The organism is Flavonifractor hominis, assembly GCF_040095835.1.
Classification (GTDB): Bacteria; Bacillota; Clostridia; order Oscillospirales; family Oscillospiraceae; genus Flavonifractor; species Flavonifractor hominis.
In genome coordinates, this window is record NZ_JBBMFT010000007.1 from 61,952 (window position 1) to 77,304 (window position 15,353).

Sequence of the window (15,353 nt, forward strand, 5' to 3'; positions counted from 1 at the left end):
CCTGTCACGAGTGCTAACGCTATCATAATCCTTCGTACCGGAAATTGCAAGAGGGTTCAAGAAATGTTTACAATTGAGAACCGGGCGCATGGGCCGCTACGATGGCCTGCAGCTCGGCTGGGTCCACATCCTCGCCCCAGTGGTCCCGGATGAAGGTAAGGATCTCCTCCCCGAAGGTGATGCCCACCGGCGCGTCGTCCAGGGTCACCAGATAGACGTCCTGCCCGTCCAGGCCGTGGAGCAACAGGCGGCTGTCCACCCAGGCGTCCCCCTCCAGCAGGGTGGGGGCCAGCTCCGGCGGGTCGGTGCGGTAGGCGGCGTTCATCCGGAACGCCACGACGCCTTTCCCGCTCTGTTTGGTGGTGCCCAGCACGCCTATGAATTCGCTCAGTTCCCAGGAGACGCAGCCGGCGTCTTGCAGGTCTGTCAGCCGGCTGTCAAAGTAGCCGTCCACCAGGTCCCGGTATGTTTCATAAAAGCTGTCGTTGATAAAGCCCTCGTAGTCCCGGCTGACGCGGACCAGCTGGTAGAGTTCCGGACTGTTCAGATACACGGGGCCAGACGGCAAAGCCTCCCCGCCGCAGACCTCCACCACGTTCTCCTCCAGCCCGGCGTTCAGATACAGGGTGCCCGTGCCGGCAAAGTTGGTGGCGGGGACGATGGGCACCTCCAGCGTCCAGAGGACGGGCTTCGGCAGGGAAGGCAGATCCAGGGTGCTGATGGCCGCAGTGCGGATCAGCTTGGCCAGGTTGGCGGGAGGCAGGCACTCCTCATACACGCCGTACCAGGGATACTCACCCACCTCGTCTTCCCGCAGGCCGCTGAGCAGGGCGGACAGAGTGCGCTCCGGGTCGGGCCCGCCGTTGCGGAAGGAGCAGATCTGCCACTCCTCGCCCGCCTTCTGGGCGGTGAGTTCCAACCGGCTGCCGTCCGCCCCGCCGGGGGCCGACCACAGCAGGACGGTATCCCCCTGCATTTCACCGCCCACGCAGGTGAAGTAGTCCCCGCCAAAGTCACCGTCCACATACCAGGCGTCGTATGCCTCCAGATAGGGCGGGGACGAGGTGGCGTTCAGATCCGCCGTTGTAATACCGGCATATTGGGTCAGTACCTGATCCACCGCCTCCCGGTGGAGGCGGCGCACCGGAATGGGGAGCCGGGAGGGGGCGGGGTACGCCCCAAAGTCCCAGGGGGAATCGGGCAGGGCGCCCAAGGCCTCATACTCGGCCTGGTCGGCATCGGTGAGTACCTCATCGCTGGGAAAGCACCCAAGGAAGGCGGAAAAATCCAGGTCCTTCACATCGTCGTAGGTGCTGGTAAAGAAGCCGCCCACCGGCCGGGCCGTCACCCCATCCTCGTCTTCTTCCCAGGCGGCAAAGTACTGGTTGAACCGGTCCACCTCTTCCTGGGTCAGGGGACGGGGCTGGGCCGCTTCCGGCGGAGCGGACTGGGTGGTGCAGGCCGATAAAAGCAGGGCCGGCAGGAGCAGCAGGGGCAGAAGATACGGTTTTTTCATAGGTCACTCCGTTTCTATCGTCGTCTTGGTCTGGTGGGCACGGATGTGCCAGCACTCTCCGTCCCGCCCCAGGGTCAGTTCTGTGCGGGAGCCGTCCTCACGGGTATCGGTCCACAGCAGGGCGGTACCGGCGGCCTCGTCCACCTCGCCCCCGGCGCACACGAACATACCGGGGCCGAAGTCGCTGGTGAAGGTATAATAGGCGTCGTAGTCCTCCAGATAGAGCACGCCGTCGGTGTTGGTCAGCTCCGCGGTGGTGAGGCCGGCGTACCGCTCCAGGGTCTCGTCCACCGAGGCGCGGAGGATGCGGTGGGTGGGCACGGGCAGGTCGTTGGGGAAGGCCCACCCCAGTTCCTCCATCTCGCCGGCAAAGGGGAAGCCGGGCAGGGCTGCCAGGGCGTCGAACTCCGCCTGGTCCTCGTTCTCCACCAGGCCGTCGTCCGGGTAGTAGCGGAGAAACTCCTCCAGGTCCAGGGCGGTTACGTCGTCATAATAGCTGGTGAAGAAGCCGTTCACCGGGGCGGTGTAGGTCATGCCGTCCCGCTCGACCTGAGGGGAGAAGGCCTCGTTGACCTGGTCAATCTCCTCCTGGGTAAGGGCACGGGGCTCCTCCGGCGGCGGGGCGGTGGTCTCGACCGGGGCGGCTTGGGGAGCACAGGCGGTCAGGCAGAGGGTCAGCAGCAGGCAGAGCGGCAGATATCGTTTCATATCAATCCCACCCATCAATGTCAGGATTTTGCTCCCGGAAGACGATCCGGAAGCTGGGGATGTTGTCGAAGCCCAGGTTGGAGGACTCCACCGTGAAGCGGTAGGCGTGCTCGGTCAGGACAGCGGTCACCACCACGTCCTCCCCATCTTCAGCGATGGTCACGTCCTGCAAAAAGTGGCTGTCCCGCCCCAGGGAGCCCGCCGGGAAGGAGTAGGGGTACAGATCCGGGGGATAGCGCATCCCCTCCAGGTTCTTGTTCAGGGCGGCGCTGGCCGCCCCGCTCTCCAGACAGGTGTCGAACAGGCGGAGAGTGAAGACCCGGCTGCCCGGGTCAAATTCGGTCTGGATACTGGGGACAGAGGTGACCGCCGGGAAAAAGCCTTCGAACAGCTCCTCACTGTCCCCGTTGGGGATAAAGGAGAAGGAGAGCCCGTCGGCGTCGATGCGGGCGTCGTATACCTGCTCATGCCGGGCGCGGTCCTGCCGCTGCTCGGGGTAGACCGGACCGCCGGATGTGTCCCAGGCACCAGCGTAGAAAGGCTCTGCCGGGTCCAGCCAGGTGGTCTCCTGAAAAGACTGGACGGCGCTCCAGCTCTGGTCGGGGTCAATCCGGCCGTCCTCGTCCCCCAGCACCCACACGGTCATGTCCTCCGGCAGCCCTTTGTTCGGGGTGATGGCGGACACGCCGTCGGTCCGATAGTGGACCTGGGCGGGGCCGGTGATCTCATAGGACTGGAAGTGCTCCATAGCGGTGAGCTGCACCCGGCGGCCGGTCTGGCTGAATACCCAGGCCAGCAGAGAGAAGTTGGGGTCGCTTTGATCGCCGTACTCCACCAGAAAATCCCCCTCATAGGGGGTGAGGTTCCGCACCTGGTACCCCTCCCAGCCGTAGAGGGTGTTGATCCCCTCCTCGGTGACGGGCAGCACCTGAAAGTCATAGTTTGCCGCGGCGGGGGTAGGGGACTCCGGTACCGGCGCAGAGGTCTGGGCCTGAGGCGGCGGGTCGGTGGAGCAGCCGGCCAGCGTCAGGGCCAGGAGCAGCGCCGGGATCCACAAAGGGATGCGTTTCATGTCTCTAACCTCCTTTTCCGCCCCCATCCTACCATGGATACCGGTACAAAGGGTTACGGGAACGGTTTCAATCCGGAAACAAGAAACTACAATTGCCCTTTTGGGGAAAATCACATATAATAGAAGCTGCTTTTTACAACAGAGGGAGGCAGAGTATGATTCTGAACGTGCTGGCCGTGGGCGACGTGGTGGGAGAGGCCGGAGTGGAATACCTCAACCGGCATCTGCGCAGCCTGAAAAAACAAAAGGGCGTCCACTTCACCGTGGTCAACGGGGAAAACGCCTCCGGGGTGGGTATCCTGCCCCGGCAGGCCCGTGATATTTTTGACGCGGGGGCCGACGTGGTCACCCTGGGCAACCATACCTGGAACCGCATCCAGATCGCCGATTTTCTGGAGGATGACCGCTATACCCTCCGCCCGGCCAACTATACCAACCGTGTCCCCGGCCGGGGCTGGGGGGTCTATGAGGGCCCGGGCGGGGTGAGCATCGGGGTGGTCAACCTCATCGGACGGTGTGAGATGGACAGCAACTTTGAAAACCCCTTCACCACCGCCGACAAGGTGCTCAAGCGCATGGAGGGGGCCGACGTGGTGCTGGTGGACTTCCACGCCGAGGCCACCAGTGAGAAGGGGGCCATGGGCTATTACCTGGACGGACGGGTACAGGCCGTCTGGGGTACCCACACCCATGTGCCCACCGCCGACGGGCAGATCCTGCCCAAAGGGACGGGATTTGTCACCGACCTGGGCATGACCGGCCCGGCTCGCAGCGTGCTGGGCATCCGGCCCGAGCAGGCCATCAACCGTTTTCTGGGCGGGCTGCCCCGCCGGTTTGAGCCGGCGGAGGGGGCCTGCAAGCTGGAGAGCGTGCTCTTTTCCATCGACATCGACACCCGCCGCTGCGTGAAGCTGGAGCGGCTGGACATCCGGGACTGAACGCGGGCGGGGGGTTCCCCCGCCCCTTTCCTGCCGGAAGAGAAAGGAAAGGAAGAACTTATGCTGACGATCATTCACGGGGCAGACTTCCATCTGGACGCCCCGTTTGCCGCCCTGACCACGGAGCAGGCGGCCCAGCGCCGCGCCGAGCAGCGCCAGCTGCTGGACCGGCTGGCCGACCTGGCCCAGGAGCGGCGGGCCGACCTGGTGCTGCTGTCGGGGGATCTGCTGGACGGCGGACAGACCTACCAGGAGACGGTCCAGGCCCTGGCACGGTGCCTGGGCAGCATCCCCGCCCCGGTGTTCATCGCCCCGGGCAACCATGATTTCTATACCGCCCGCTCCATCTACGCCGGGACGGCCTGGCCGGACAACGTGCACATTTTTTCCACCGTGGCGGTGGAGGGGGTGGAGCTGCCCGAGCTGGGGTGTGTGGTCCACGGGGCGGCCTTTACCACGCCTCAGGCCGACCGCTCTCCCCTGATGGGCTTTTCCGCTCCCCGGGACGGGAAGATCCACTTAATGGCCCTCCACGGGGACGTGGCAGGCCAGGGGCGCTATGGCCCCATTGACCCGGAGGACATTGCCGCCAGCGGCCTGCGCTATCTGGCCCTGGGGCACGTCCACGCCTGCTCCGGCCTGCAGAAGGCGGGGGAGACCTTTTGGGCCTACCCCGGCTGTCCGGAGGGCCGGGGCTTTGACGAGACGGGGGACAAGGGTGTGCTGGCCGTCACCATCGGGGACGACCCCGGCCAGGTGACCGCCGAGTTCGTCCCCCTGGCCGGGCGGCGGTATGAGATCCGGACGGTGGACGTCACCGGGGCAGAGAGCGTGGAGCAGGCGCTGCGCGCAGCCCTGCCTGCCGCGGCTAGTCCCGACTGCTGCCGCATCGTGCTCACCGGCCAGCGGGAGGAGGGCCGCCCCGATCTGGCGGCCCTGACCGCTCTGGCCCAGCCATATTATTACAGCGTGACCCTCCGGGACCAGACCCGGGAGCGCCGGGACCTGTGGGACCGGGCGGGGGAGGACAGCCTCACCGGGCTGTTCCTGCGCACCCTGCGCACCGGGACGGCCGAGGGGCAGGACCTGGAGCTGGCCGCCCGCTTCGGCCTGGCGGCGCTGGAGAATGGGGAGGACCCCTGCCTATGAAAATCACACGTATGCGCGCCTGCTTCGGAGGGCTCCAGAACGCGGAGCTTACCCTGAAGCAGGGGCTCAATCTCATTGAAGCCCCCAACGAGGGGGGCAAATCCACCTGGTCGGCCTTCCTGCGGGCCATGCTCTACGGTATCAACACCAAGGAGCGGGACAAGCAGGGCTACATCGCGGAAAAAAACCGCTACCAGCCCTGGAGCGGCGCGGCCATGGAGGGTGTGCTGGAGCTGGAGTGGCGGGGGCGTCCCATTACCCTGCGCCGGGGCCCCAGGGGGAATACGCCCTTCGGCAGCTTTGAGGCGGTATACACCGACACCGGCGAGCCGGTGCCCGGCCTGACGGCGGAGAACGCGGGGGAGACTCTGGTGGGGGTTCCCCGGGAGGTCTTTGAGCGCTCGGCCTTTGTGGGCCAGGGGGCGACGGCCATCGACGGCGCCCCCGCGCTGGAGGCCCGCATCGCGGCCCTGGCCTCCAGCGGGGAGGAGGACGTATCCTATTCCCAGGTGGAGCGGACCCTGCGGGACTGGCGTAACCGCCGCCGGCACAACAAGACCGGCCTCATCCCCCGGCTGGAAGAGGAGCTGGCCCAGGTGGACGACGCGCTGGCCCGGCAGGCCAAAGCATTCCGGCTGGCCCAGGAGGCCCGCCGGGAGCTGGAACGGCTCCAGGCGGAGCTCCGCCAGCTGGAGCAGGAGCGGGACGCACACCTGGCCCGGGCCATGGCCCAGCGACGCCGCCGCTGGGAGCAGGGACAGGAGGAGCTCCGGCAGGCCCGGGAACAGGTGGAGGCCATCCAGGCGGAACTCAACCGCCACGGTTCCCCGCCGGATCAGGAGACCCTGCGGCGTGCCCAGGAGGAGCTCAACCAGCTCAACGCCCTGCACGCCAGCCGCAAGCGGACCGAGGGCCAGCTGGAGCAGGCCCGGCGGGCGGAAGAGGAGGCACAGGCCGCCGCGGCCGACCCCCTCTTCCCGGAGCTGACCCCCGACCAGGCCTGGCAGCAGGCCAGTGCGGACGCCGAGGCGGCGGGACATACCCCCCGCTGCGGCGGGCTGTACGCGGGGGGCGTGGTGTTGCTGGCCGCTGCGGCCGGGGCGCTGGCCCTGGCCTTTGCCGGCGTCATACCCCAGATGTGGATGGGGGGGCTGGCCTGCGGTGTGCTGGCGGGAGCGGGGATCGCCCTGCTGATCGCCGCCGGCGTGTGGAAAAAGCGGGCCGCCGCCCGGAGCGCTCAGCTGTTGGAGCGCTATGAGGTGGCGTCCCCCGAGGACATCCTGGGCCGGGCCAGTGCCTACCGGGAGGCCTGCGTGGTGGCCGCCGGGGCGGTTCGGCAGCGGGAGGAGGCGGAGCGGACCCTGGCGGAGCTCACCGCCCAGGACGAGCAGACCCGCGCACGGCTGCTGGAACTGGTCCATCCCTTTGCCCCCACGGTAAAGGACACCTTCGGGGTGTCCGCCGCCCTGTCCCGGGCGCTCAACCTGGGCGAGCGGCTTGCCACCGCCCAGGTGCGGCTGGAGGGGGCCGAAAAGCTGGCCGGGAGCCTGCCTGCCCCCGAGCAGGGCTATGATGACAACGGGGTGGAGCCCCGGTTTGACCCGGTGGAGACCGCTGCCCGGCTGGACAGCGCCGGGGAGGAGATCGCCCGCCTGCGCAGCGGGCTGGCCATGGCCCAGGGAGAGCTGAACACTCTGGGGGACCCGGTGGAGTTCCAGCAGCGCCGGGATACGCTGAGCGAGGAGCTGACCCGCCGCCAGCAGGAGCAGCAGGCGCTGGATCTGGCCCTGGAGGCCCTGGAGCGAGCCCACGAGAATTTGCAGGCCCGCTTCTCTCCGGCTCTCAACCGGAAGGCCGGGGAGTACCTGGCCAGCCTCACGGGGGACAAGTACGACAAGGTCTCCCTCACCCGGCAGTTTGAGGCCCTGGCGGAGGAGAAGCAGGGACTGCTGCCCCGGCGGGCCCTCACCCTGTCCCGGGGGACTGCCGATCAGCTCTATCTGGCGGTGCGTCTGGCGGTCTGCGCGCTGGTGCTGCCCCAGGAAGAGCCCTGCCCGCTGGTGCTGGACGACGCGCTGGCCAACTTTGACGATACCCGCATGGCTCTGGCCCTGGACGCTCTGGCCCGGCTGGGAGAGCAGCGGCAGATCCTGCTCTTCACCTGCCACAGCCGGGAGGGCAAAGCCATGGCCGGACGGGAGGACGTCGCGCTGGTTCGCTTGCAATAGCAGGAAAACTGAGCTATAATAACCTGAAATCCCATTTTGATGGAGCTGATAGCAGTGGCGAAAGACAGACAATTGACGCAGGAGCCGGAGGAGGAGCTCTCCAGCGGGGACTCCCTGAAACTGGACCTCTATTTCTGGCTGCAGGCCCTGGTGATGGCGCTGGTGACTCTGATCCTGCTGTTTACCTTTGTGGGACGGATCATCGGTGTGGACGGCAGCTCCATGTATCCCACCCTCCACGACCGGGACATGCTGCTGCTGCAGAGTGTGGGGTACACGCCCCGGCAGGGGGATGTGGTGGTGCTCACCAAGGCCTTCCGGGATGTGGACGGTCCCATCGTCAAGCGGGTCATCGCCGTGGGCGGACAGACGGTGGACATCGACTACGCTGCCGGCACCGTGAGTGTGGACGGCGAGGTGCTGGATGAGCCGTACATCAACGAGGCCATGCTTCCGCCTTCCTATGCCAACCAGACCCATATCGAAGTGCCGGAGGGTTCCATTTTTGTGATGGGCGATAACCGCAACCACTCCAGTGACAGCCGGGATGTGGCCCTGGGGGTCATTGACGAGCGGTATGTGCTGGGCCGGGCGGTGTGTGTGCTGCTGCCCTTCCAGCATTTCGGCCTGATCCCGGAGGGAGAACAGACGGCCTGAACGCGCAAAGCGGCGCGCATCCATCGGATGCGCGCCGCTTTTTCGTGCTTATCCGGCGTGGACCGGCAGGACGATATCGCCCACCGTCACGCTCTCTACTGTGCTCAGGTCCAAAATTTCATCAAAGATGCCGCCCTTCTGGCAGACCGTCTCTCCGGCTCGGGGGGAGATGCCGCCGCCGGAGTTGGACAGGTCCAGTACGGTGCCGTCGGTTCGGGTGATGGTGATGGGCAGAGACTCAAAGTACCGGTAGGATTCTTCCCGGTCGTGGGCGCTCTGTTGGCCGTCCTGGCCGGCATGGTCCCACTGGAGCTGCTGGTGGACGGTGTAGTCCACCTGGATGGACAGGGGGGAGATGGTCACGCGGTCCAGTGTGGCGTCCATGCCGTTGAGCTGGAAGGACTGCCCCGCAGGCAGGGAGAGGGAGGCGTCCTCAAAGGCAAAGTCGAACTTGAGCTTCCAGGTCCCCGCCGCCAGCAGCTGCCTTTGGGTGTAGTTGTCGGTATAGAGGAACAGGTCCTGGAATTTGACCCGGGCGGTACCCTGGCCCAGAGGCTGATCCTGGGTCATCATCTCCACGAACTGAATCGCGTTGTCCGTCGGATCGGCGTCAAAGAACCAGCTGGCGCCGTGGCTGCCACCGGGCTGGCCCAGCTGTGTGCCCCAATCGTCGAAGGTGAGGGCCAGCCGGCCCTCAGTGGAAGAGATATCCTGGGCCAGGGGCTGGCCGTCGTCCCGGCGGATGGAGTAGAGGATGGCGTAGCTGTAGCGGTCGCCGATGATGGCGTCGGCGGTGATGGTGACGCCGCCTGAGGTGGCACTGGCGTCGATGGGCCGGCCGATGCGGTCGATGATCTCGGTTTGGGCAGGGGCGCCGCCCAGCAGGTCAGACAGAAAATCGCTGGCGGGGCGCAGCGCACCAGTGGCCCCGGCGGCCCCCACGGTGAACACCAGTGCCGCCGCCGCGGCGACCACGGCCAGGCGGCGCACGGGGAACCGCCGGCGGGAACGGGCCGTGCCGGAGAGCAGACGGTCGGTCATAGCCTGCTTCTGTTCAGGGGTGAAGTGCAGCTGATCCATGCTGTCCCGGTAGGAACTCATACATAACCCTCGCTTTCCAGAAGTGTGCGCAGCCGGGCTCTGCCTCGACTGAGCTGGGTGGAGACGGCGGCAGGACTTTCGCCCAGCAGTTGGGCGATCTCCCGGGCCGCATAACCTTCGTAATAGTAGAGGTAGATGACCGTGCGGTACTTTGGGGGCAGCAGCTCCAGCGCGGTCAGCAGGCTGCCCTCCTCGGCCTCCGGCGCGGGTACCTGGCCCGCCGCGTCCAGCTCCACGGTGGTTTTGCGCCAGTGGCTTTTTAAAAGGTCCTTGCAGGCGTTTACCGCCGTGCGGATGATCCAGGCCTTCTCATGCTCGGCAGAGGCAAAGCTCCGGGGGTGTTCCAGCAGCTTGAGGAATACCGTCTGGCAGATGTCCTGAGCGTCCTCGGTCCGCTTTAAATAGGTGTAGCTCAGCCGCAGCACCAGATCGGAATAGCATTCCACCAGATGCTCGGCCTGGGCACGGTCCACGTTCGGTTTGATGGGACTCACATCCTTTGCTTGGATTGAAAAGCGCTTTCATCTACCATACGAATGAGGGACGTCAGATCTGACACCGGAACAGAAAAAAACCGGCCCCGCCGTTGGGCGGAGCCGGAATATGGAATCGGGCAGATCAGAAGTACTTCTTCACGCCGTCGGTGGCCAGGGAGGCGTCGGCGCTGATGGTGACGGTGAACTTGATGTTGTTCTTCTCGGCGAAGCTGTTGAGCCAGTCCAGGAACTCCTCCACCGCATGGTCGGAGGGCTCGGACTTGACGATCTTGGTCAGACTGTCGATAAAGACATGGGTGATGTCATAGTTGCCGGCGTACAGGCCGCTGATAAAGCCCTTCAGGAAGTCATAACTGCTCATATCATAATGGCTGGCTTCCACCAGGCGGATCTTATAATGAATATCATAGGTCAGCTTGGGCCCGCGCTCGATGCAGACCACGTTGCCGTTCTCGCTGTGGACAGCGGAATTAATGAGCTCGATCATCTGCTTGGTCTTGCCGGTACCCTTGACGCCCATGATCACTCTCACCATAGTTATCAACTCCTTCATTGTCCGCCGGAGCTCGTCTCCGGCTTGTGCCATTATGTTATCATTTTTACCATTGGATTGCAACTGCTTTGCGTAAGTTCACCAAAAATTAACGGGAACCGGTCCGCGCGTTACTTCAGGCGGGCCTCCAGTTCGGCCCGGCGGTCCTCATAACCGGGCTTGCCCAGCAGGGCGTACATGTTGTTCTTATAGGCCTCCACGCCGGGCTGGTCAAAGGGATTGACCCCCAGCAGATAGCCGGACAGGCCGCAGGCGTACTCAAAGAAGTAGATGAGCGCGCCCACGCTCTTGGCGTCCCGGCCGGGGACGGTGACCGTCAGGTTGGGTACGCCGCCGTCCACATGGGCCAACAGGGTACCCCGCATGGCTTGCTCGGCCACGAAGGACAGGTCCTTGCCTGCCAGGAAGTTGAGCCCGTCCACATTGTCCGGGTCGTGGGGGATGGTGACGCTGCCATGGCTCTTGGCGAAGCGCACCACCGTCTCCAGCATGAGGCGCTCGCCCTGTTGGATGTACTGGCCCATGGAGTGCAGATCGGCGGTGAACTCCACGCTGGCGGGGAAGAGTCCCTTGTGCTCCTTGCCCTCACTCTCGCCGAAGAGCTGCTTCCACCACTCGCCGAAGAAGCGGAAGGAGGGCTCATACCCGGCCAGGATCTCTACCTTGCGCCCGGTGGTGTACAGCGCGTGACGGGCGGCGGCGTACTGCCAGGCGGGGTTGTCGGTGCCCGAGATGGAGAGAGCCTCCATGGCTTCCTGGGCGCCTTCCATCAGGGCGTTGAGGTCCACCCCGGCGCAGGCAATGGGCAGCAGGCCCACGGCGGTGAGCACGCTGTAGCGTCCGCCCACGGCGTCGGGCACCACGAACTCCTCGTACCCCTCGGCGTCGGCCAGCCCCTTCAGGGCGCCCTTATGGGCGTCGGTGGTGGCGTAGATGCGCTTGCGGGCCTCCTGCTTGCCGTACTTCTCCTCCAGCAGGGCCTTGAAGATGCGGAAAGCCACAGCGGGCTCGGTGGTGGTGCCCGACTTGGAGATGACGTTGATGGACCAGTCTTTATCCTTGATGAGGTCGATGATCTCCAGCATGGCGTCGGAGGACAGGCCGTTGCCGGCGAAGTAAATGGCGGGGCCATCCTTGTGGGTCAGGTTGAAATTGGGAGAGTTGAGCAGCTCCACCACAGCGCGGGCGCCCAGATAGGAGCCGCCGATGCCGATGACCACCAGGGCCTGGGAGTTGCTGCGGATGCGCTGGGCCGCGGCCTGGATGCGGGCGAACTCCTCTTTGTCATAGTCGCGGGGCAGATGGACCCAGCCGGTGTAGTCGCCGCCGGGACCGTTGCCCTCTTCCAGCATGACACGGGCCTGTTCCAGCGCGGCGGTGCGGCCGGAGAGCCAGTCGGGGGGCAGGAAGGAGGCTGCGTGGGAGACGTCGAATTGAATCAGCATGGAAGGTCACTCCTTACAAACACGTGTGTTCTCTCTGCTGGGTCTATCATACACCGACTTGTCCTCTTTTTCCAGAGAAAAAAGGAGAATTTTTACAATGTAAGGGGGAATACCTCTACAGTGTTGTCATTAAGGGTGGTAGCCGCGCCCAGGTCGGACAGCCGGGCGTGGGTCAGGGCATTGACGGTGTCCCGGCCCGGATAGACCCCCTCGGCCACCACCGTGCCCGGGACCACGGCCCGGTCCAGGGCCACGGTGAAGCGCACCCGGCCCAGCTCATTGACGCACAGAGCCACATCCCCGTGGGCCAGTCCCCGCCGGGCGGCGTCGTCGGCGTTCATGCGCAGGGTCATGGGTCCCCGGGCCTGTTCCAGGGCCGGCACCTCATTGAACGAGGAATTGAGGGTGTGCACCGCCGGCGCGCACACCAGGCGCAGCGCCTCCGGCCCGCCGTGGGGGGGATACCAGGTGATGGGGGCGGGGTCGGCCAGGTGGATCTTGCCGTCCTCCGTCTCCACGGGCAGGGGGAAGGGCGTCTCCAGTACCACCGGCTCTCCCGCCAGTACCTGTGCCTTCTGTTCGCCGGTCAGCCAGCGGCTGCGCTCCACCATCTCCCGGCACAGCTCCCCCACGCTGCGGCCAAAGTGGGGATCGTCCAGCCCCATGGCCCGGGCCAGCAGGGAAAAGACCTGCCAGTTGCCCTTTACCTCTCCCGGCGGGTCTGTCACAGGCTTTACATACTGGATCTGCCGGTAGCCGTAGGGGGTATACAGGTCCTCGGTCTCCACCATGTAGGGGGCGGGGAGGATGAGGTCGGCGTACCGGGCGGTGTCGGTCATGTACCGCTCGTGGACCACGGTGAACAGGTCCTCACGCCCCAGACCGCGGAGCACCGCATTCTGGTCTGAGGTCACCGCCGCCGGGTTGGCATGGTAGACATACAGGCTGTGGATGGGAGTCCTGACCCCCTCTCCCGCCAGGGCGGGGCCCAGCTGGTTGATGTTCACCGTCTGGGTCTCGGGCCGGGCCAGATGGGGCAGTTTCACCAGGGATTTGTCCACCAGACTGGGGGAGGAGCACACCCCGTAGGTGCCGCCGCCCCGCTTGGCCCAGGCGCCCACCGCCGCGGGGAGGGCGGCGATGGCCCGGGTGGCCTCGCCTCCGTTGCCGCTGCGGGAGAAGCCGCTGCCCAGCACGATGCAGGGGGCCTGGGCCGCTCCATAGGCCCGGGCCAGGGCCCGAACGGTCTCCGGCGCCAGACCGGTGACGGCCTGGGTCTGTTCCGGCGTCCAGCGCTCCAGAGTGGCTTTGAGGGCGTCCCAGCCGGTGGTATGGGCGGAGAGATACGCCTCGTCTGTGAGACCCTCGGCCTGGAGTACCTGGAGCATGGACAGGGCCAGGGCCCCATCGCTGCCGGGGCGGACCAGGATGCTCCGGTCGGCCAGGGCGGCGGAGGGCGTCTCATATACGTCGATGAGGATGACCTGCGCGCCCCTGGCCTTGGCCCGTCGCACGATGGGGACCAGGTGGGCCCGGGTGGCGGGCAGGTTGGAGCTCCACAGCAGAATGAGGTCGCTGTGCTCTACATCCCAGGGGGACAGGTCGCAGGAGTCCCCCATCACGCTCTGCCAACCGGCGGATTTGCCCGAGCTGCACAGGGTGCGGGTCAGTTCGCTGGCACCCAGGGCCCGGAAGAAGCCCTCGCCGCAGTTGCGGTGGACCGCCCCCATGGTGCCGGCGTAGGAGTAGGGCAGGATGGTTTCAGGGCCGTATTGGGCGATGAGCTCCTTCCAGCGGCCGGCGATCTCCTCCACCGCCTGGGTCCAGGAGATGGGGACAAATTGACCGGAGCCCTTGGGACCGGTGCGGCGCAGGGGGGTGAGGATGCGGTGGGGACTGCGGAGGGCCGAGGGCAGATTCCGCAGCTTGGCGCACACCCAGCCATCGGTGTAGGGGTTGGCAGGGTCGCCGGTGATGGCGGTGACGGCCGCCCCGTCGGTCTCCACCAGGAGGGAGCAGCCCTCCGGGCAGTCGTAGGGGCAGGCGGAACGACAGGTGGGCATGAAAGGATTCCTCCTTTGGAAAAAGGCCGCCCGTAGGCGGCCTTTTCAAGATGGGATGATTTAGTTCTTCAAGCTCTGCATAGGAGCGGGGATGCGGCCGCCGCGGGCGATGAAGGCGTCGCTCTTCTCGGGGTGGACGGGCATCACCGGGGCCGAGCCCAGCAGGCCGCCGAACTCCACCGTGTCCCCCACCACCTTGCCGGGGGCGGGGATGAGGCGCACGGCGGTGGTCTTGGAGTTGACCATGCCGATGGCAGCCTCGTCGGCGATGATGGCCGAGAGGGTGGAGGCGGAGGTATCACCGGGCACGGCGATCATGTCCAGGCCCACCGAGCACACGCAGGTCATGGCCTCCAGCTTGTCCAGGTGGAGGGTGCCCGAGCGGGCGGCGGCGATCATGCCCTCGTCTTCACTGACGGGGATGAAGGCGCCGGACAGGCCGCCCACGTGGGAGGAGGCCATGACGCCGCCCTTCTTCACCGCGTCGTTGAGCAGGGCCAGGGCAGCGGTGGTGCCGTGGGTGCCGCAGGTCTCCAGACCCATCTCCTCCAGAATCCGGGCCACGGAGTCCCCAATGGCGGGGGTGGGGGCCAGGGACAGGTCCACGATGCCAAAGGGGACGCCCAGACGGCGGCTGGCCTCCTGGGCCACCAGCTGGCCCATGCGGGTCACCCGGAAAGCGGTCTTTTTGATGGTCTCGGCCACCACGTCGAAGGGCATGCCCTTCACTTCCTTCAGGGCATGGTGAACCACGCCGGGGCCGGACACGCCCACGTTGATGATGCAGTCCGGCTCGCCCACGCCGTGGAAGGCGCCGGCCATAAAGGGGTTGTCCTCCACCGCGTTGCAGAACACCACCAGCTTGGCGCAGCCGAAGCCGCCCCGGTCGGCGGTGCGCTCGGCGCACTCTTTGATGATGCGGCCCATGACGCCCACGGCGTTCATGTTGATACCCGCCCGGGTGGAGCCCACATTGACCGAGGAGCAGACGTAGTCGGTGATGGCCAGCGCCTCGGGGATGGAGGAGATGAGCTTGCGGTCGGCGGGGGTGGCGCCCTTCTGCACCAGGGCAGAGAAACCACCGATGAAGTTGACGCCGGTGGCCTTGGCGGCGTTGTCCATGGCCACGGCAAAGGGAACGTAATTGTCGGTCTCCGACGCGCCGGCCACCAGAGCCATGGGGGTGACCGAGATGCGCTTGTTGACGATGGGAATGCCGAACTCCCGCTCAATGGCTTCGCCGGTGGCCACCAGGCGCTCAGCCTTGCGGGTGATCTTGTCGTAGATCTTCTGGCAGGCGGCCTTGGGATCGGGATGGGCGCAGTCCAGCAGCGAAATGCCCATGGTGATGGTGCGCACGTCCAGGTGCTGCTGGTCAATCATATGTATGGTGTCTAAAATCTCATTGGTATTGATCATGTGCATT

13 protein-coding genes are annotated in these 15,353 nt (G+C 65.8%); 4 read left to right on the forward strand and 9 right to left on the reverse strand.

Annotated elements, in window-relative coordinates; genetic code table 11:
- Nucleotides 1-67 precede the first annotated feature (67 nt).
- From WMO45_RS10960 to WMO45_RS10970, 3 genes are read right to left on the reverse strand one after another with little or no spacing between them, the layout of a single operon-like run.
- Complete coding sequence (locus WMO45_RS10960; protein ID WP_349140804.1) at nt 68-1,516, reverse strand: hypothetical protein; 1,449 nt, start codon at nt 1,514-1,516, stop codon at nt 68-70.
- 3 nt (nt 1,517-1,519) lie between these two features.
- Nucleotides 1,520-2,224, reverse strand: coding sequence for a hypothetical protein (locus WMO45_RS10965; protein ID WP_349140805.1), 705 nt, complete (start codon nt 2,222-2,224; stop codon nt 1,520-1,522).
- Between the two features lies 1 nt (nt 2,225).
- Nucleotides 2,226-3,296: a hypothetical protein gene (locus tag WMO45_RS10970; protein WP_349140807.1), complete on the reverse strand. Its 1,071-nt coding sequence runs from the start codon at nt 3,294-3,296 to the stop codon at nt 2,226-2,228.
- 155 nt (nt 3,297-3,451) lie between these two features.
- Here WMO45_RS10970 and WMO45_RS10975 point away from each other — a divergent pair, with 155 nt between their 5' ends.
- The 4 genes from WMO45_RS10975 to lepB are packed head-to-tail and all read left to right on the forward strand — an operon-like array spanning nt 3,452 to nt 8,268.
- The gene (locus WMO45_RS10975; protein WP_349140808.1) at nt 3,452-4,234 is read left to right on the forward strand and encodes a TIGR00282 family metallophosphoesterase; all 783 of its coding nucleotides are present in this window, start codon (nt 3,452-3,454) and stop codon (nt 4,232-4,234) included.
- 60 nt (nt 4,235-4,294) lie between these two features.
- Nucleotides 4,295-5,383 carry a metallophosphoesterase family protein gene (locus WMO45_RS10980; protein WP_349140809.1) on the forward strand — a complete coding sequence of 363 codons (1,089 nt, stop codon included), beginning with the start codon at nt 4,295-4,297 and terminating at the stop codon, nt 5,381-5,383.
- Entirely contained in the window at nt 5,380-7,611 is a 2,232-nt protein-coding gene (locus WMO45_RS10985; protein ID WP_349140810.1) for an ATP-binding protein, read from the forward strand. Before WMO45_RS10980 ends, WMO45_RS10985 begins: the two co-directional genes overlap by 4 nt.
- A 39-nt stretch (nt 7,612-7,650) precedes the next feature.
- Nucleotides 7,651-8,268 (forward strand): signal peptidase I, encoded by a 618-nt coding sequence (gene lepB, locus WMO45_RS10990; protein ID WP_435387687.1) that lies wholly within the window; start codon nt 7,651-7,653, stop codon nt 8,266-8,268.
- Nucleotides 8,269-8,316: 48 nt separating this feature from the next.
- On the opposite strand, the gene WMO45_RS10995 is transcribed toward lepB, so the two are convergent.
- From WMO45_RS10995 to WMO45_RS11020, 6 genes are all read right to left on the reverse strand, one after another.
- On the reverse strand, nt 8,317-9,369 hold the full coding sequence (locus WMO45_RS10995; RefSeq protein WP_349140812.1) for a DUF4179 domain-containing protein: 1,053 nt from the start codon (nt 9,367-9,369) through the stop codon (nt 8,317-8,319).
- The gene (locus WMO45_RS11000) at nt 9,366-9,863 is read right to left on the reverse strand and encodes an RNA polymerase sigma factor (protein WP_349140813.1); all 498 of its coding nucleotides are present in this window, start codon (nt 9,861-9,863) and stop codon (nt 9,366-9,368) included. The genes WMO45_RS10995 and WMO45_RS11000 overlap by 4 nt, the downstream gene beginning before the upstream one ends.
- Nucleotides 9,864-9,987: 124 nt before the next feature.
- Entirely contained in the window at nt 9,988-10,401 is a 414-nt protein-coding gene (locus tag WMO45_RS11005) for a hypothetical protein (RefSeq protein WP_349140814.1), read from the reverse strand.
- A gap of 128 nt (nt 10,402-10,529) precedes the next feature.
- Nucleotides 10,530-11,864, reverse strand: a complete 1,335-nt coding sequence (locus WMO45_RS11010) for a glucose-6-phosphate isomerase (protein WP_435387688.1) — start codon at nt 11,862-11,864, stop codon at nt 10,530-10,532.
- Between the two features lie 92 nt (nt 11,865-11,956).
- Nucleotides 11,957-13,927 (reverse strand): molybdopterin-containing oxidoreductase family protein, encoded by a 1,971-nt coding sequence (locus tag WMO45_RS11015; protein WP_349140815.1) that lies wholly within the window; start codon nt 13,925-13,927, stop codon nt 11,957-11,959.
- Between the two features lie 60 nt (nt 13,928-13,987).
- Nucleotides 13,988-15,346 (reverse strand): PFL family protein, encoded by a 1,359-nt coding sequence (locus WMO45_RS11020; protein WP_349140816.1) that lies wholly within the window; start codon nt 15,344-15,346, stop codon nt 13,988-13,990.
- Nucleotides 15,347-15,353 lie beyond the last annotated feature (7 nt).